Raw genomic sequence first — 16,254 nt, forward strand, 5'->3', positions numbered from 1 at the left:
ACCCGGCGGCCCGACGGCCGTCACCGCATTCTGGAGTACACCCGTGCTGTTTCTCGACCACGTCGACATCGCGATCGACGACCTGTCCCTCGTCACCGACCTCACCCTCTCCCTCGACTCGGGCACCGTGCTCGCGGTCACCGGCCGCAACGGCAGCGGCAAATCGACGCTCCTGCAGTGCATCGCCGGCCTGCGAACCGTCGCCGGCGGCACCATCACTCTCGACGGTGTCCTCGCCGACGAGACCGACCCCGACTTCCGCCGCCTCGTCTCCGCCCATCTGGGGGATGACGCCGTGTTCGCGGAACTGACCGTCGCCGAACACCTGGAGTTGCTGTCGACGACCTGGCGACGCGGTCCCCGCGCCGGCGCCGAGCTGCTGGGCGACGCGGGCATCGACCATCTCGCCGACCGTTTCCCGCACACCCTCTCCACCGGACAGTGGGCCCGGTTCGATCTCTGTGCGGCGTTCCTGCCCGGAACGGCGCTCGTCGTCCTCGACGAACCCGAGACCGGACTGGATGTCGAAGGTCGTTCGTGGCTCACACATCTCGTCGACGTCGCACGTGACGGGGGATCGATCGTCGCGCTCGCCACCCACCGACCGGACATCGTCGCCGACCTGGGGCCGATCACCGTGGAGATCGGCCGATGACCCGCGACGACATCCCCGGCGTCCTCCTCGCGGTGGTGATCGGTGCGGGAGTGCTCTGGAACGTGCTCGGGCCCGACGCTCTCGGTGGCGTGATCACCGTCTCGGGCGGACTGATCGGTGTCGCCGTCTGGGCCGGGGCCGTGGCCGCAGGTGTCGTCGGTGTCCCGGCGTGGTGGTGGGGCCCGGTGCGCGTGTCCACCGCCCGGATGCGGTGGTCGCTCGTCGGCCCAGCCCACCGCGAACCGGCCCTGGGCGCCGCGCTCGTCCGGGTCCTCGGTGTCATCGTCGTCTCGGGCGCCGCGGTCGGGCTGATCGTGGGTGCTCTCGCGCGGTCGTCGCCCGGCGTGGGATCGCTCGGTGTCGGCATGAGCGCAGTGGTCGGAGCGGTCGTCGCGGCGGTGATCGTCGGAACAGCCTTGCTCGCACAGATGCGTCGCAGCGCGCGCCTGTCGCCGGGTGGTGCCGTGCGTCCGATCGGTCGGTGGCACCGCCGCGTCGTGTCACCGGTCGACGGTCTGGCCGCCGCAGGGACGCTTCTCCTGATGACCGCCGACACCGAGTTCGTCGAGCACGCGCGCCGGGTTCGCTGGTGCGCTGGACACTCCGTGTCGCCGAGCCGAGCGGTCGCGAGCACGTCGGTCGTGTGGTCGATGTTCCGTGCCGACGTCGTCCGTCTCCGCCGACGCCCAGGCGATCTCCTGGCGTGGGCGGCGGTCGTCGCCCTCACAGCGGCCCTCGGACTCACGACGTCGGTGTCCGCCGGCGCACCTGCGGTCCTTGCTCTGCTCGGCTACCGCGCCGCCGGTGCGGTGGCGTCAGGCCTCCGGACGGTGACCACCACGCCCGCCCTGCGCCGGTCGCTGGCGGTGTCGGATGCACAGATGGTGCTCGCGCACAGCGTCATCCCGGCCACCGCGGTCGTTGCGTGGACGGTCGCCGCGACGATGACCGTCAGCGGGGTGTCTCCCCTCGCCTGGGCGGTGATCGCGATCGGGGTCGTCGTCGCCGCGCTGCGCCGCACGACGCGTCCCGAGTTGCCCTGGGACGCACCGGTGTACGTCACCGGTCAGGGCGGTGTGGCACAACCTCTGCTGTTGCTGGCACTGCTGCGCGGCCACATCGCCGTCGTCGTCGTGGCGGTGGTGGCCTGCCTGATGTGATCACGACCTCAGCGCTGGAACCGTCCCGCGAACGCCCGCAGCGGGAGGTCCGCGCTGGTGATGATCCCGGGCCGGGCCTCGTGCACCGATCGGATCGAGTTGATGGCCGGCAGGCCGGTCACCGTCATGCCGATCGACGCGAAATCGCTCGGGTCGTCGAGTCGAACGCCGGGCTTGGGGAAGATCATGTGCTTGCTGTAGATGTTCGGGTCACCCTTGATGTGGGTGATGTAGCAGCCCTTGATGTCCCACGCAGGATCGGTGTGCGGCGTCATCTGCCACTCGAGGTGGGTCTCGACGCGCGGCACCCCGTCGACGATCCCCTGGTACTTGATGTAGTTCGCCCCCAGTGATCCCTTCGGCATCTGGTACCAGCCGAGGTCGACGTCCTTCGTGCAGGCACCGAGTTCGTAGGAGAACGCGACCTCGTCGAGCGGGAGATCGAAGGCGTCGGCCATGAGCCGCACACTGTCCTCGAACACGGCGGTGTACTTGTACAACGAGTCGGGGATGGTCGGGTCGTCGACGGGGCGCCCGTAGCCGACCTCTTTCCACGTCTCGACGGAGTGGTGGCAGGAGACGTCGACGGACTCGGTGACGGTGATGTTCTCGATCTCGGCGACGTCGGCGGTGTGGACGATGCCGAGGATCTGCGCGAGGCCCGGGTTCATGCCCGTGCCGTAGAAGGTGGATCCGCCCTTCTGGCAGGCGGCGTCGAGGACCTCGGTGATCGGCCTGCCCGACGGATGGCTGTGGTTGGCGTTGCGGTGGTGCCCGGTGATGAAGTCGGCGGTGGTGACGACGTCGATACCCGCCTCGAGGACCGGCACGTACAGATCCTCGTCCGGGAAGACGCCGTGGAACGTCACGACATCCGGTTTCGCGGCGATGATCTCGTCGATGCTGCCGGTCGCGATCACCCCGTTGGGTTCGAGGCCGGCGAGCACACCCGCGTCCTGACCAACCTTGTTCGGCGAATAGCAGTGCACGCCGACGAGTTCGAGATCGCGGTGTGTGGCGATCCGCTTGATCATCTCGGAGCCGACGTTGCCGGTGGCCACCTGGAAGACGCGGATGGGTGTCGATGGTGTTGTCATGGTGAGCCTCTCGGTCAGCGGGTGGTGTGCGCGCGGGCGGCGGCGGCGACGGGATCGAAGTCGTCGGGGTAGAACTGCGTCGCCCAGCGTCGGATGGCGGTGAAGCCGGCGAACTCCTTCGGGGACAGAGCCGGCGGGTCGGAGTAGCGCTGGTGCTTCCAGATGTGGACGTCGTTGCTGAACTGTTCGATGACACCCGCGGCGTGCCGGAGTGCCCGACTGGTTGGTTCCGGGCTGTCGTCACCGGGCTTGCGGCCGATCCAGGTGGTGAACCGCACGTCGGACGTGGTCGCGTCGATAGGGGTGACCGCGGTGAGAGTCCTGTTGTCGATCATCCCCCAGCTCTTGGTGCACGCGACGCCGATCCCCGAGTTGATCGCCTGGACACCGCTGTTGATCTCGTCGGCGGGCACATCGTCGAAGGCGACGGTGAAGTCGACGTAGGACACCGGTGCGTCGAAGTCGTGTCGGGTGAACTCCGGGACCAGCGGGGTGTCGTGCACGTATGTGAAATGCGCGAAATCGACCCCGTTCTCCATCACGTACTGCGGGTGGATCTCGACGCCGGGCTCGTACAGGGTGCTGTGGCCGTACGCGGGGTAGTAGTCGGCCTCGCTCTTCCCGTCGTCGAACCCGGTGAGCGCCGCGGCGACGCCGAAGTAGGGATCCCGGCGCTGCTCGTCGTGCCAGATGAAGATCGACTCGCTGTGTTCCTCGACCGGGTAGGTCCGGATCTTCCGACCCTTGTTCGGACGCTTCTCGTAGGGCACACAGACGTTGCGCCCCTCGGTGTTCCATTCCCATCCGTGGAAGGGGCACCGGACGATCTCCCCGTCGACGGTGCCGCCGAATCCCAGGTGGGCACCCAGGTGTTCACAGTAGGCGTCCATGACGGTCACCTGTCCCGTGGCCGACCGCCACGCGACCATCTCGGTGTCGAAGTAGTGCATGCGGTGCACGGCGCCGACAGCGATCTCGGCCGACCACGCGACCTGGAACCATCCGGTCGGCCTCATCGGCAGGGGCGTCTTCGCCATCGCTGTCCTTCCGCTGTCCCTCGGGCGACGTCTCCGACCGTAGAGGGTTCTGTGAAAAAAAGACAGAGGTGTCTGCGAAACAGCCTGACCAGTACCCTTCGGTCATGGTCGAGACCGGTGTGGCGGAACGCCGCGCGAACAAGCGCGGCCAGGCGACGCGCGAATCGATGCTCGACGCGGCGCTGCACGCCCTGGCGACAGGCGACCCCGGGTCGGTGTCGGGCAACCGGATCGCCAAGGACGCCGGCGCGACATGGGGTGCCATCAAGTACCAGTTCGGGGACATCGACGGCCTCTGGGCAGCGGTGCTGCGGTACACCGCGGAACGTCGCGGGGACCTCCCCGCCAAGTCGGCACCGGGCGCGACGCTGCGCGAACGCGTCGCGACGATCGTCGACAACCTCTACGACGGCCTGTCGGGCACCGACTCCCGCGCCATCGAGACACTGCGCGCGGCGATGCCTCGTGACCGCGACGAATTCGAGCGTCTGTTCCCGCTCACCGCAGCCGAATTCGCGTCCTGGCGCGAGGCGTGGCTCGACACGTGTCGACGCGCCTTCGCCGGACTCGGCGTCGACCCCGACCGCCTGGCCGAGGTGGCCGCCTTCATCCCGGGCGCCATGCGCGGCATCGTCTCCGAGCGGCAGCTCGGCTCCTACAACGATCTCGACCTCGCACGCGTCGGACTCACGAACGCGATCGTCGCCTACCTCGACCCGGGCGTGGCCCGACCCACCCCGGCACCTGCCCACCGCCGGAGGTAGCGGCGCAGTTCTGCGCCGTCGCGCGGGGGGTCACCGGGGTCGACGAGGAACGACTGCACCGTCCGCAGCATGTGTTCCACCAGCTCGTCGCGGTCGGTGTCGGTCCACCCGGTCCAGTCGATGCCGTAGCCGTCGACGATGGACCGGCCCAGTGCCACGGCCCGTGGCGACGTGACGGCGGCGACCGCATCGCCACCGGTGAAGAGAAGTGCGAAACGCCTGTTGGCCCTCAGCATCTCCACCGTCCGCGCGATGGCCTCGACGACGGCCTCGGACACGTCCGTGATCCCGCTCGTCGCCGCGGCGAGGTCGCGGACGAGCTGCTCGGCAGCGCGTTCGGCGGCCGCGCGCACGAGCTCGTCGGTACCGGCGAAGTACCGGTAGACGGTTTGCCGCGTGACCCCGAGCGCTTTGGCCACCTGGAGGATCGACGGACTCGCCGCGCCGGAATCGATGAGCTCGCCGGTCACACGCAGGATCCGCTCGACAGCCTCGTCGTCTGATGCCGGGGTGTCACCACCCCAGCCGTGAGTCCGCATCGAATCAGTCAACCAGTGAACGGAGCCAAAACGGGTAGACAGTACGGCGCGCCAGTGTATGGTCACGATCATGACGTCCACGCTCGGCTCCACGACTCCCCTCGGCCCCGATCTGACGCGCCGCGGACTCGATCTCGCGCTCGCGGGGACGACGGACATGGCCCCGACGACCATGCGTGTGCCGCTGAGCTATTACTCCGACGACAAGCTGACCGACATCGAACAGACGACGATCCTGCGTCGCACGCCCCTGGCCGTGCTCGCGTCGGCGCAGATCCCCGTCGTCGACGACTACGTCGTCCGCGAGGTCATCGGCGACTCGCTGCTCATCACCCGTGACCGCGACGGCACCGCGCACGTCTTCCTGAACTACTGCCGTCACCGCGGAGCGATGCCGGCCTGCGGCGCGGGCAACGCGCGCCGGTTCACCTGCCCGTATCACGCCTGGGTCTACGACAACCGCGGTCGCCTCAAGGGGGTTCCCGGGCGGGCCGGTTTCGACGACGTCGACCTCGACTCCTACGGGCTCGTCGAACTGCCCAGCGAGGAGCGGCACGGGTGGGTGTGGGCGGTCCTCACCGCCGGCGCCGAACTCGACCTCGACGCCCATCTCGGCAGCATCGGACCCGAACTGGAGCAGTTCGACTTCGGGGCGTACCAGTACCACGACGAGCGGTTCCTCGACTCGGACGTGAACTGGAAGGGTGCGCTCGAGGCGTTCGCCGAGGGATACCACTTCCCGTTCGTCCACGGAGACAGCGTCATCGGACAGAACACGATCGCGAACACGCATGTCTACGACGCCTTCGGGAAACACCATCGGATCGGCTTCCCGTTCACCTGGATCACCGCCCTCGAGGGCACAGAGCCCGATGCGCAGCACTGGGACCCGACCTCGCAGATGGGCCTGATCTACTGGATCTACCCCAACCTCATCCTGGCGAACAGTCCGGTGGGCGTGGAGGTGATCGACATCCTCCCCGACGGGGCCGCGGGCAGGTGCCGCATCCGGCATAGTTGGATGGCGAAGTACCCGGCGACGACCGACGAGCAGCGCGAACTCTACGACGGCATCTTCGCCCAGGTGCACGCGGCGGTCCGCGACGAGGACTTCACCATGCTGCCGCAGTGCAGCCAGGGTGCACAGCGCGGACAACACGACCACATGCTGCTGGGCCGCAACGAGATCGGCGTGCAGAACATGGTCCGGGTGCTGTCGGGGGCCCTCGGCATCTCCCTCGCCTGACGTGCCGATCTCATCGTGAGACTCGGCGCGTGGTGTCGGGGGGCGTCACCGCTGGTCAGAGCCCTGACGTGAGGGGGCCCGCCTGCTCCGACGAGATGGCCCGTGTCGACATCGGCGTCATCGTTGAACGGGCGGCGCCACGAGGTCCACTCTGGTGGGGTGTTCGATCTCTCCGATCCCTACCCCGAACTCCTCGAGCTCACCCGGACCGCACCCGTGAGCCGTATCGGTGACTCGTCGTTCTTCGCCGTCACCGCGTGGGATCTGCTGGCCGACGCGGTCGCCCGCACAGACAATTTCTCGTCGAACCTCACGGCGACGATGGTGTGGAACGAGGACGGGACGGTCGAGGAGTACCCGATCGCCGAGCTCGGTTCGCCGATCCATGTCCTTGCCACCGCCGACGATCCCGACCACAAGGCTCACCGTGCCCTGGTCATGCCGTCTCTGGTCGCCAAGCGCGTCCGCGCCCTGGAGCCGTTCATCAGTCAGACCCTGGAGCGCCTGTGGTCCGACGGCGTCGTCGACGGCCGTCTCGACTGGATGTCCGCCATCGCGCAGCGTCTGCCCATGGCCGTGGTGGCAGAACTCCTCGGGTTCCCCACCTACGACATCGACGATCTCGTGCGATGGTCCTTCGCCGCGACGGTCCTGCTCGACGGTGTCGTCACCCCGGCCCAGCTCGAGTCGGCCAGGAGGGAGGTCGGCGAGCTCACCGTGTATCTGTCGCAGGCCTTCGACGCCGCCGTGGCGAACCCGGGCGAGAACGTGCTCGGCGACCTCGCCCGGCTCGTCGACGCCGGGGACCTCGACCAGGGCACCGCGGTGATCATCGGGGTGCAACTGGTCGCGGCGGGCGCGGAGTCGACGGTGAGCCTTCTCGGCAACGCGGTGTACCTCCTGGGACGCAATCCGGATGTGGTGCAGGCGATCCGCGACGACCGCGATCTCGTACCGGTGTTCATCGAGGAGGCACTGCGTCTGGAGTCGCCGTTCCGGGGGCACTACCGCCACGTCGTCGCCGACACCACCCTCGGGGACGTCGCCCTGCCCGCGGGGTCGCATCTCTACCTCATGTGGGGTGCGGCGAACCGCGACCCCGCGAACTTCGACCGACCCGACGAGATCGACCTCGATCCCGCCGCGCGTCGTTCGCACATGGCGTTCGGCAAAGGCTTGCACCTGTGCGTGGGAGCCGCCCTGGCACGCCTGGAGGGTCGGGTCGCGATCGACCATCTTCTCGACCGCACCCCGAACGGCTTCACCGTCGACACCGCGGACCCCGACTGGGAACGCAGCCTGCTCGTGCGCCGTCTCCGACGCCTGCCGGTGCAGGTCGGCGCATAGTGCCTCCGCCTGTCTCGGGCATCACGTCTCTGCTGCACGACTACGCACGTCGTCTGGATGCCGGGGACCTCGGCGGAGTCGCCACGCTGCTCGACCGGGCGCAGATCCTCGTGTCGGGCAGGGTGATCGGGTCCGGTCGCGACTTCGTCGAGGAATTCCTGCGGAGTGCCGTGATGATCCATCCCGACGGGACGCCTCGGACCCGACATGTCATCGCGCAGCCCGTCATCGACGTCGCTGACGGATCCCACGCCACGGTCCGATCGCAATTCACCGTGCTGCAGGCGGGTCCCGACGGAGCGTGCGTCGTCATGGTCGGGCGCCACCACGACGCGATGACGGTCGACGACGGCGCCTGGCGTTTCGCGAGCCGCGACTACGGCGACGTCACCTACGTCGGTGACACATCTCGCCATCTCCGTGCCCCGCGGGAGCAGGGGTGATCGCCGAACGCGTGATCGGTCACCGTGGTCCGGACACCGCCGCCATCGCATCGCCCACCTGGGCGAGTGTCATCGGTGGGGTGTCGTCGTGGTCGGCGTAGGCCAGCAGTTGCAGCTCGGCCGGGGCGTACCGCCCCAGGAAGTTCCCTGCGGCGCTGAACACCTCGCCGGTGAGCGGCGCGGAGGCCCGGGACAGGAGATACGCGTACGCGCTCGTCACGTACTCGGCGGGGGCAGGATCTGCTGCGGCGGCGTGGGTCCCGGCGTCGAGGATCCCGCGGTCCCGGAGACCGTCGATGTGGCGGTGGTAGTCCTCCCCCGTCGACAGCCGCGTCCGCGCCCCGGGCATGACGACGTTCACGCGCACCCCGAGGTGTCGCAGGTCCGCGGCCGCCGCGAGCGCGAGGCTCGTCACGCCGGCCTTCGCCGCGGGATAGGCGGACCCGCCGAACATGCCCAGTGCCGCAGCGGAACCGCTGAGGACGATCGATCCGCCACCACCCTCGGCGAGGACGGGCGCCGCGGCGCGCGTCACCTCAAAGGCACTGGTGAGGTGGCTCGCGACGACGTCGGCGAACACCTCGGAGTCCATCGTGAGCACCGACGATGCCGGTGGCTCTGCGACTCCCGCACAGTTCGCCACGCCGTCGAGGCGACCGAACGACTCGACCGCGGTGCGCACCAGCGCGTGCGCCACCGCGGCGTCGGAGGCACTGCCGACCACCGGCTCCGCTCGGCCACCGGCAGCCCGGACGATCGACACGGTCTGCTCGACGACGTAGCGATCGCGGCCGTTCACGACGACGGCCGCGCCGAGTTCCGCGAGACGCACCACCAGAGCGGCACCTATACCGCGACTGGACCCGGCGACGGCGAACACCTGTCCCGACAGGACGTCTGGGTCGTCCGTCACGTAGCGGGGTGGAGTCGGTCGTGCGTCGGCGCCGACGTCGCGGCGACGTCGTTGGCCCAGCGGTAGTCCGGTTTGCCGCTGGGTGTCCGCACCACCGCGTCGACGACCCAGTACGCGCACGGGATCTTGTACCCGGCCAACCGGTCCCGCAGGTGCGACTCGAGATCGACGAAGTCGGGGTCGGGTCCGGAGACACTCACGACGGCGGCCACGCGATGGCCGAAGCGGTCGTCGGGGACACCGACGACCGTGGCGTCGACGACCGTCGGATGGGACTTGAGGTGCCCCTCGACCTCCTCGACGAACACCTTCTCACCACCGGTGTTCACCACCTGGGACCCTCGGCCCAACAGCGTGATCGTGCCGTCGGAGTCGATGCGTGCGCGATCCCCGCTCACGACCATGCGGACGCCGTCGTGGTCGCGGAAGATGGTCGCGGTCTTCTCCGGATCGTTGAGGTATCCGACCGGGAGGTACCCGGTCTTCGCGAACCAGCCCTCCCCCGGCGCCTCGACGGGGGCGCCGTCATCGTCGATGACCGTCGCGCCGCGCCCGGCGGGCACCCGCGGTCCGCCGCTGTACGCCGTGGCCGCGAACGAGGTGTCCCCGGCGGAGTACACGGTGATCCCACCGAATCCGGTCTCGGACGACCCGATCGAGTCGCTGATCGCCGCGGTGGGCAGCAGTTCCAGCATCTGCGCCTTCAACGCCGGCGAGAACAGTGCGGCACCGGAACTGATCGCCAGCAGCGACGGCACCACGACCGGGCGGCCGTCGTCGGCACGACGGCGCAGTTCCTCGATCAGCGGCAGTGCCATGGCGTCACCGGTGATCACCAGGATGTTCGCCTCCTGTCGGGCCACGACATCCCAGACCGACGGCGCGTCGAACCGCGGCTCGTACATCACGGTGTTGCCGGAGAACAGCGCCCCCAGCGACGGCAGCAGGCCGGACACATGGATCAGCGGCGGCAGCATGAGGAACCGCATCCCCTGTGTCGCACCGGCGGCCGCGGATTCCGCGGCGGCCCGCGACTGCTGCCACTCGTCGGCGAGGAGCTCTCCGGAGTAGAAGTCGATGCCGCCGCCGAGCACCCGCCAGATGTCGGAGTGGTGCCAGATCACGCCCTTGGGGGCACCCGTCGTACCGCCGGTGTACATGAGGAACCGGTCGTCGTCGCGTCGCTCGACGGCGGCGCGGTCGGACGGGAACGACGCGAGGGTGGCATCGAGGTCGGGTCCGGTCACCAGCACCGTCGCACCGACGCCGATCGCCGCCGCGTGGGCGACGTCGGCGTGGTCGGGCTGGGTCACGACCGCGGTCACCCCGGCGTCGGAGTAGACGTGTCGCGCCTCCTCCACCCGGTAGCGGTGGTTGACGTTCACCGCCGCGGCGCGCACCTTGTAGGACGCCAGGAACGCGACGAGCGCGTCGACGTCGTTGTGCATGTGCACGCCGACGTGATCGCCTGCACCCACGCCGTGTTCGGCGAGCAGACGCGCCATCCGATTCGCACGGTCCTCGACCGCGGCGAAGGTGTACGACGTCCCCGCGTCGATGACCGCGACGCGGTCGGGCACGGCGTCGACGGCGTGCTCGAAGAGGTCGGCCAGATTCTGCGCCACGGCTGACCTCCTAGGTCCCGACGGGGGTGATGGGGATCAGCGGTCGCGGTGACCCACGATCGGTGAACTCGAACGTCGCACCGCCGCTGAACCGGGCGACGGCGACCTCCCCGGACTCGGCCAGTTCCTCGTCACCCCAGACGATGTCGACGACGAGCACGCCGTCCGCGACGCGCGCGCCGTCGATCAGCCAGTGCGGGTCGACGGCGGTCGCGATCGCCTGGAGCGGCGCGAGATGGTCGGGGTCGATGAACGTCACCCATCCCGCATCGTCGACGGCGGGGCCGCTCTGCGGGACACGCACCGTCACCGATCGATCACCGGAAGCAGCGGCGTCGAGGCCGACGTACTGGCTCGGACCGAACACGGGGTGCAGCGCGAACAGACGGGCGAGACCCTCGGCGTCGCGGGGGAGGTCGAGGGCGGCGCGGACGCGATCGGCCGCGAGCCCACAGATGCCGGTCAGCTGCTTGCGGACCAGCTTGTCCACGCCGGCCTCGTCTGTCCGGCGACGAACCGCCCAGATGTACCCGAGCGCCAGGAGCTGGTGCTGCAGCGCCACCTCCTCCGCGGTGCGCACCAACGTGCTCCGGGCCCAGTCGCGGAACTGCAGGTCGTCGACCAGGTCACCGGAGTAGTCGGTCCACCCGGGCTCGTCGTGATCGATCTCCGAGAGCACGAGAGACGCTGCCGCCGTGTCGAACATGGCCGCCGTGTACTCCGGCAGCTCGAGGTCCTCGCGGCTCTCGTCGATGGTGACGGTCCACTCGCAGTGGGGCGTCCGGTCCGCGGGACGGCGCGGGGGCCGGTGAACCGGACGGATCCGGGCCTTCCTGTTGGTCGCCACCGCGGTCGCGTCGAACGTCGGGTCCTCGATGGTGTGACACATCGACGTCACGTAGTCGTCTCCGAGGGGCTCCACGTCGAGAAGTGCGCCGCAGTGGTCGAGCACGAACCTGCCGGTGTGGTCGTCGACGACCTCGTAGCGGAAGTCCATGAACTGAGGCGGCGCACCGATGTCGAGCTGGAGGCACTTGAACATGTCCGGCACGGTGTTCCCGGCGACGCCCATCGCCGCGCGCATGCGCGCGGTGTAGACCGGGCTCGCCGCCATCCACTCCTCGATCGCGACCTGGGCCATCTCCTCGCGCCCGAACGCACCGATGACGTGGGCCATCCCGCTGCGATCGATCAACTGTCCCGAGAGGAGGAGCTCGGGGAGCAGGATCGCGAGGTGCTCCCGCGTCAGCTCGCCGTAGGTCACCGGGTCACCAGAACGGGACCGGGGTCTGGCCGAGCGGGTACCACCCCGGCAGAGGTTCCTTCGCGTTCGCCACCCGGTCCATGCGGCCCTTCATGCCCTCGGACAGGTCACCGTTCGTCATCATCTCCATGAAGAGGGCGATGACGTTGCCGTAGTCGAAGAAGTCGCGTTGCCAGGCGAACTGGAAGTTCCCGCCGTACTTGAACCAGCTCCCCTGGATGCCTTCGAGACCGTACTGCGTGCCGTCCGGGCGGTACCCGTCGTACATCTGCTTCCAGAAGCCGATCATGTCACCGGTCGTCGAGTCGATCACCCAGGACTGGTACGGGTAGGTCCAGCCGTCGAGTCCGTCCATCTCCAGACCGATCGCGATGTCGCGGATCTCGCCCCGACCAACGGCCATGAAGTCGTCCTTCGGGCCGTAGTTCCAGCCGTAGGTCGCGTCCTCGGCGTAGAACTCCGCAAGCGGACGCCAGTTCCCGGCCTTCTCGGCGTCACGGTTGGCCTGCAACCACCGTTCGACCATCTCGTCCATCTCAGCGCGATCGAAAGCCATGCGATGAAGCACCTTTCACTTCGTTGTCGTGGGGCGATCTCATTCTTCGACGAGGCGGAGAGCCGCCGTCGGGCAGTAGGTGACGGCGCGCTCGACGTCCTCGCGTGCGGCCTCGTCGATCTCGGTCTGCAGCAGTTTTACGTGGTCGCGGTGCGCCTTGAAGACCTCGGGGGCCTCCATCTCACAGACCCCGTGCCCCTGGCAGATGTCGAGGTCGACCTCGACCCTCGTCACTTCCGCCCCCGGGAACGACGACGGTACTTCACACGGCACGGCTGCTGCAGCTGCACGACCATCTTGGAGTGGTCGTTCCGATAGGACTCCGACGGCTGCGACATCTCGAACTCGTAGTTCTGCATGAGAACCGAGAAGATCGCCTTCAGTTGCATCATCGCGAACTGCGCACCGACACAACGGTGGCGACCCGCGCCGAACGGGATCCAGGTCCATCGGTTCGCCAGATCCTCCTGGCGCGGCTTCTGGTACCGATCGGGGTCGAACGTGTCCGGGTCCGGGAAGTCCTCGGGCAGCCGGTTCGAGATGGCCGGCGACACCGCGATCGACTGACCGGCGGAGATCTCCACGTCCTCGATGTGGATGTCGTTCTGCACCACACGCATGAGGATGATGAGCGGCGGGTGCAGGCGCAGCGATTCCTTCAGTGCCGCCTCGACCTTCGGCATCTGACGCGTGTGGGCGAAGGTGTACTCCGGGCGCTCACCCTCGGGGGTGTCCCCGTAGATCTCGTCGAGCTCCTCGTAGACCTGTGCCATGTAGTCAGGGTTGCGCAGCAACTCGATGAGGGTCCAGGCAGCCGTGCCGGACGTCGTGTGGTGTCCGGCGAACATCATCGAGATGAACATGCCCGTGATGGTGTTGGCGTCGAAACCGACCGACACCAACACGTCCATGAGGTCCCGATCCTCCTTGCTCTTTGGAGGATTGGCGATGCGGTCGTTCATGATGCCCTGGATGAACTCCTGGAGTTCTGCCCGGGACTCGTCGCGCTTACGGAAGCTCTCGATGTCGGCGTGGTAGTCGACGTAGGCGATCGGATCGGTGCCCTTCTCCAGATCGTGGAAGAGATGGGCGATGTGACCGCTCAACTGCTCGCGGAACTTGCGCCCGATGAGGCACGACGACGAGGTGTACAGCGTCAGCTCGGAGAAGAACTCGAGCAGATCGATCTCGCCCCGGTCACCCCAGCCGGCGATGATCCGCTCGACCTCCTCGGGGATGGTCACCGCGTGGCCCTGCATGTGCGCGGCCTTCAGTGCGGAGTTGTGGATCGCCGACGACCGCTCCTCGGGGCTGGCGTCGAAGACCACGCCCTCACCGAAGACGGGCGTCATGAACGGGTAGGCGGCGGCCTGGTCCAGATCCTCTTCGGGTGCGCGAAAGAACTCCTCGTTGGCCACCGCACCGGTCACCAACACGACCTCACGGTCGGCCAGCTGGAACATCCCGACGTCGCCGCATTCCTCGCGGACACGCCAGAACAGGCCGATGGGATCGGTGGCCAACTCGTCGAGGTGGCCGTGCTCGCCTTCTCCGCCGGAGACGCGTGCCGGCTTCGTGAGTGTCATCGGGTCTCTCCTGTATCGGTCGCAGAACGTGGGGTACGCGGCAGGGGGGCCTCTGCTTCCACCTCCACCAGACGCATGTGCGCGCCGCGCGGCATCCCGACCACGGCGGTGATCGCCGTGGCCAGGTGCTCCGGCTTCATGAAGTTGCCGTGGCGGGCGAAACCGAAAGGGCCCCAATCGGTCAGCATCGCGGTCGTGGTCTCGGGATCGACGTTCATCCCCATGCCGGTGAGCGTCTGTCCGGGGCGGACGAGGCTGACTCGCACGCCTGACCCCTCGACCTCCATCTGCGCGGTGTGCGCGAACGCCTCGAGGCCCGCCTTGGCCGCGGCGTACGAGCCCATGTGCGGACGCGTGTCGGCGGCGATGTCCGAGGAGATGAAGACGAAATCACCTCGGAGACGGGCCATCATCTCGGGGACGATGCGGCGGTAGAGGCGCTGCGCTCCGGTCAGGTGGATGTTCACCTGGGCGGCGAACTCGTCGGTCGACACCTCGTAGGTGCGCCCCGGCGACATGTCGCCGGCGCCCGAGACGACGACTTCGATCTCCCCGAGGGCGGCCTCCGCCTTCAGGACGCAATCGTCGACGGAGGCGGGGTCGGTGACATCCAGGGACACCGCGACGGCCTCACCGCCGGCGTCCACGATCTGGTCGACGTACTCCTGACATCTCTCGAGTCGACGGGCGCCGAGGGCCACCGGATAGCCTGCGGCCGCGAGCATCACACCGGTCGCCGCACCGATACCGGATGACCCGCCGGCGATGAGGACGGGTCGGCGGTCGGGGTGAGGTCCGAAGCGTGGCATCAGCGCGCCGTCACCGTCATCGGCAACGCCGCGAATCCGCGGACGTTGATCGAGTGGAAGCGTTCGGCGCGGTCGAGGTCGAGGTCGAACGACCGCAGGGACTTCACGACCTCGGCGAGTGCGACGTTCGCCTCGAGGCGTGCGAGGTGCGCGCCGAGGCAGAAGTGCGTGCCCAGACCGAAACTGGTGAGCGTCTGCGAGCTGTCGCGGCCGATGCGGTACTCCTCCGGGGCGTCGAACACGTCCTCGTCGCGGTTCGCCGACCCGACCAGCAACAGCACGCGCTGGCCGGCCGGGATGGTGTAACCGCCGTAATCGACGTCTTCCATCACACGCCGCAACACCATCTGCGTCGAGTTGTCGTAGCGCAGCGTCTCCTCTGTCCACTGCGGGACCGTGTCGCTGTCGGCCAGCACCGTGGCCAGTTCGTCGGGGTTGCGATAGGCCCAGTAGGCCGCGTTGGCGAGCAGCTTGGTGGTCGTCTCGTTGCCGGCGACGATCATCAGGATCATGAAGCCGATGATCTCGCCCTCGGTGAGCGACGTCGGCTGACCTGTCTCCTCGTCGACGATCTCCGCGCGGATCAACGCTGACACGAGGTCGTCGCCGAGATCGTCTCTGCGCTCGGCGATGAGCTCGGAGTAGTACGTCACCAACTCGAAGTAGGCGGACACGGCGGCCTCCGGCACGTCGAACACGCCCTCGTCGCGGTGGATCAGCGCATCGGAGAGTTCCCGCAGCCGAGCGCGGTCGGCGACGGGGACGAGCAGCAGCTCCGAGACGACGTCCATCGGGAGGAGACCGGCGAATTCGGCGACGTAGTCGAACTCGCCCATCTGCAGACACCTGTCCCAGTGCTGGTGGGTGATCTGCTTGACGCGGTCCGCGAGATGGTTGACGCGTGCGGGCGTGAAGCCCTTCGAGACCAGCTTGCGGATCCGCATGTGCTTCGGGTCGTCCATGGCGAGGAACGACATCGACAGATGGGCGTCCGGGCCGTAGGCCGACGGGTCCATCGACACACCCCAGCTGTTCGAGAGCCGCTGCGCGTCGCGGAAAGCCGTCCGCACGTCGTCGTGCTTGCTGAACGCCCAGAAGTCGAGCTCGCTGTTGTAGAAGACGGGCGCCTCGGCTCGAAGCCGCGTGTACGTCGGGTACGGGTCGTCGTGGAAGGCGTAGTCGTAGGGGTCGAACGGGACCCGGTCCTGCATCC

Annotated in this window: 17 protein-coding genes; 6 read left to right on the forward strand and 11 right to left on the reverse strand. The window is 68.3% G+C overall.

Annotated elements, in window-relative coordinates; translation table 11 throughout:
• Window positions 1-43: 43 nt before the first annotated feature.
• Window positions 44-655, forward strand: coding sequence for an ATP-binding cassette domain-containing protein (locus Q1A98_RS07995; protein ID WP_299571733.1), 612 nt, complete (start codon window positions 44-46; stop codon window positions 653-655).
• Window positions 652-1,815 carry a DUF6297 family protein gene (locus tag Q1A98_RS08000; RefSeq protein WP_299571736.1) on the forward strand — a complete coding sequence of 388 codons (1,164 nt, stop codon included), beginning with the start codon at window positions 652-654 and terminating at the stop codon, window positions 1,813-1,815. Before Q1A98_RS07995 ends, Q1A98_RS08000 begins: the two co-directional genes overlap by 4 nt.
• Window positions 1,816-1,823: 8 nt before the next feature.
• Here the strand turns inward: Q1A98_RS08000 and Q1A98_RS08005 are convergent, their stop codons facing one another.
• Entirely contained in the window at window positions 1,824-2,912 is a 1,089-nt protein-coding gene (locus Q1A98_RS08005) for a dihydrodipicolinate reductase (RefSeq protein WP_299571739.1), read from the reverse strand.
• Between the two features lie 14 nt (window positions 2,913-2,926).
• Entirely contained in the window at window positions 2,927-3,949 is a 1,023-nt protein-coding gene (locus Q1A98_RS08010) for a Rieske 2Fe-2S domain-containing protein (protein ID WP_299571740.1), read from the reverse strand.
• Window positions 3,950-4,053: 104 nt separating this feature from the next.
• Here Q1A98_RS08010 and Q1A98_RS08015 point away from each other — a divergent pair, with 104 nt between their 5' ends.
• Entirely contained in the window at window positions 4,054-4,713 is a 660-nt protein-coding gene (locus Q1A98_RS08015; RefSeq protein ID WP_299571742.1) for a TetR/AcrR family transcriptional regulator, read from the forward strand.
• On the opposite strand, the gene Q1A98_RS08020 is transcribed toward Q1A98_RS08015, so the two are convergent.
• The gene (locus Q1A98_RS08020; RefSeq protein WP_299571743.1) at window positions 4,656-5,252 is read right to left on the reverse strand and encodes a TetR/AcrR family transcriptional regulator; all 597 of its coding nucleotides are present in this window, start codon (window positions 5,250-5,252) and stop codon (window positions 4,656-4,658) included. The two genes, Q1A98_RS08015 and Q1A98_RS08020, sit on opposite strands and share 58 nt — an antisense overlap.
• Before the next feature lie 70 nt (window positions 5,253-5,322).
• Between Q1A98_RS08020 and Q1A98_RS08025 the strand changes: the two genes are divergently transcribed.
• The 3 genes from Q1A98_RS08025 to Q1A98_RS08035 all read left to right on the forward strand — a co-directional run bounded on the left by Q1A98_RS08025 (window position 5,323) and on the right by Q1A98_RS08035 (window position 8,288).
• Window positions 5,323-6,498: an aromatic ring-hydroxylating dioxygenase subunit alpha gene (locus tag Q1A98_RS08025; RefSeq protein ID WP_299571745.1), complete on the forward strand. Its 1,176-nt coding sequence runs from the start codon at window positions 5,323-5,325 to the stop codon at window positions 6,496-6,498.
• A 159-nt stretch (window positions 6,499-6,657) separates the two neighbouring features.
• Window positions 6,658-7,845, forward strand: a complete 1,188-nt coding sequence (locus tag Q1A98_RS08030) for a cytochrome P450 (RefSeq protein WP_299571746.1) — start codon at window positions 6,658-6,660, stop codon at window positions 7,843-7,845.
• Window positions 7,845-8,288, forward strand: coding sequence for a nuclear transport factor 2 family protein (locus tag Q1A98_RS08035; RefSeq protein ID WP_299571748.1), 444 nt, complete (start codon window positions 7,845-7,847; stop codon window positions 8,286-8,288). Before Q1A98_RS08030 ends, Q1A98_RS08035 begins: the two co-directional genes overlap by 1 nt.
• A 19-nt stretch (window positions 8,289-8,307) precedes the next feature.
• Here Q1A98_RS08035 and Q1A98_RS08040 read toward each other — a convergent pair whose 3' ends face one another.
• The 8 genes from Q1A98_RS08040 to Q1A98_RS08075 are packed head-to-tail and all read right to left on the reverse strand — an operon-like array spanning window position 8,308 to window position 16,252.
• Entirely contained in the window at window positions 8,308-9,201 is an 894-nt protein-coding gene (locus Q1A98_RS08040; RefSeq protein WP_299571751.1) for an SDR family oxidoreductase, read from the reverse strand.
• Window positions 9,198-10,826, reverse strand: coding sequence for an AMP-binding protein (locus tag Q1A98_RS08045; protein ID WP_299571754.1), 1,629 nt, complete (start codon window positions 10,824-10,826; stop codon window positions 9,198-9,200). The genes Q1A98_RS08040 and Q1A98_RS08045 overlap by 4 nt, the downstream gene beginning before the upstream one ends.
• A 10-nt stretch (window positions 10,827-10,836) precedes the next feature.
• Window positions 10,837-12,090, reverse strand: a complete 1,254-nt coding sequence (locus tag Q1A98_RS08050) for a hypothetical protein (protein WP_299571756.1) — start codon at window positions 12,088-12,090, stop codon at window positions 10,837-10,839.
• Between the two features lie 4 nt (window positions 12,091-12,094).
• Complete coding sequence (locus Q1A98_RS08055) at window positions 12,095-12,646, reverse strand: nuclear transport factor 2 family protein (RefSeq protein WP_299571758.1); 552 nt, start codon at window positions 12,644-12,646, stop codon at window positions 12,095-12,097.
• A gap of 39 nt (window positions 12,647-12,685) precedes the next feature.
• Window positions 12,686-12,880 (reverse strand): ferredoxin, encoded by a 195-nt coding sequence (locus Q1A98_RS08060; RefSeq protein WP_299571759.1) that lies wholly within the window; start codon window positions 12,878-12,880, stop codon window positions 12,686-12,688.
• Window positions 12,877-14,232: a cytochrome P450 gene (locus Q1A98_RS08065; RefSeq protein WP_299571760.1), complete on the reverse strand. Its 1,356-nt coding sequence runs from the start codon at window positions 14,230-14,232 to the stop codon at window positions 12,877-12,879. The genes Q1A98_RS08060 and Q1A98_RS08065 overlap by 4 nt, the downstream gene beginning before the upstream one ends.
• On the reverse strand, window positions 14,229-15,041 hold the full coding sequence (locus Q1A98_RS08070; protein WP_299571762.1) for an SDR family oxidoreductase: 813 nt from the start codon (window positions 15,039-15,041) through the stop codon (window positions 14,229-14,231). The genes Q1A98_RS08065 and Q1A98_RS08070 overlap by 4 nt, the downstream gene beginning before the upstream one ends.
• Window positions 15,041-16,252, reverse strand: coding sequence for a cytochrome P450 (locus Q1A98_RS08075; protein WP_299571871.1), 1,212 nt, complete (start codon window positions 16,250-16,252; stop codon window positions 15,041-15,043). Before Q1A98_RS08075 ends, Q1A98_RS08070 begins: the two co-directional genes overlap by 1 nt.
• Window positions 16,253-16,254: the final 2 nt, after the last annotated feature.

The sequence above is a fragment of the uncultured Williamsia sp. genome (genome assembly GCF_947494875.1).
Lineage (GTDB): Bacteria > Actinomycetota > Actinomycetes > Mycobacteriales > Mycobacteriaceae > Williamsia_A.

Bases quoted from the DNA above. Each gene is read 5' to 3' on its own strand.
- Q1A98_RS08000 (WP_299571736.1), top strand. From the start codon at position 652: ATGACCCGCGACGACATCCCCGGCGTCCTCCTCGCGGTGGTGATCGGT.
- Q1A98_RS08075 (WP_299571871.1), bottom strand. From the start codon at position 16,252: ATGCAGGACCGGGTCCCGTTCGACCCCTACGACTACGCCTTCCACGAC.
- Q1A98_RS08070 (WP_299571762.1), bottom strand. From the start codon at position 15,041: ATGCCACGCTTCGGACCTCACCCCGACCGCCGACCCGTCCTCATCGCC.
- Q1A98_RS08005 (WP_299571739.1), bottom strand. From the start codon at position 2,912: ATGACAACACCATCGACACCCATCCGCGTCTTCCAGGTGGCCACCGGC.
- Q1A98_RS08015 (WP_299571742.1), top strand. From the start codon at position 4,054: ATGGTCGAGACCGGTGTGGCGGAACGCCGCGCGAACAAGCGCGGCCAG.
- Q1A98_RS08010 (WP_299571740.1), bottom strand. From the start codon at position 3,949: ATGGCGAAGACGCCCCTGCCGATGAGGCCGACCGGATGGTTCCAGGTC.
- Q1A98_RS08025 (WP_299571745.1), top strand. From the start codon at position 5,323: ATGACGTCCACGCTCGGCTCCACGACTCCCCTCGGCCCCGATCTGACG.
- Q1A98_RS08065 (WP_299571760.1), bottom strand. From the start codon at position 14,232: ATGACACTCACGAAGCCGGCACGCGTCTCCGGCGGAGAAGGCGAGCAC.
- Q1A98_RS08055 (WP_299571758.1), bottom strand. From the start codon at position 12,646: ATGGCTTTCGATCGCGCTGAGATGGACGAGATGGTCGAACGGTGGTTG.
- Q1A98_RS08020 (WP_299571743.1), bottom strand. From the start codon at position 5,252: ATGCGGACTCACGGCTGGGGTGGTGACACCCCGGCATCAGACGACGAG.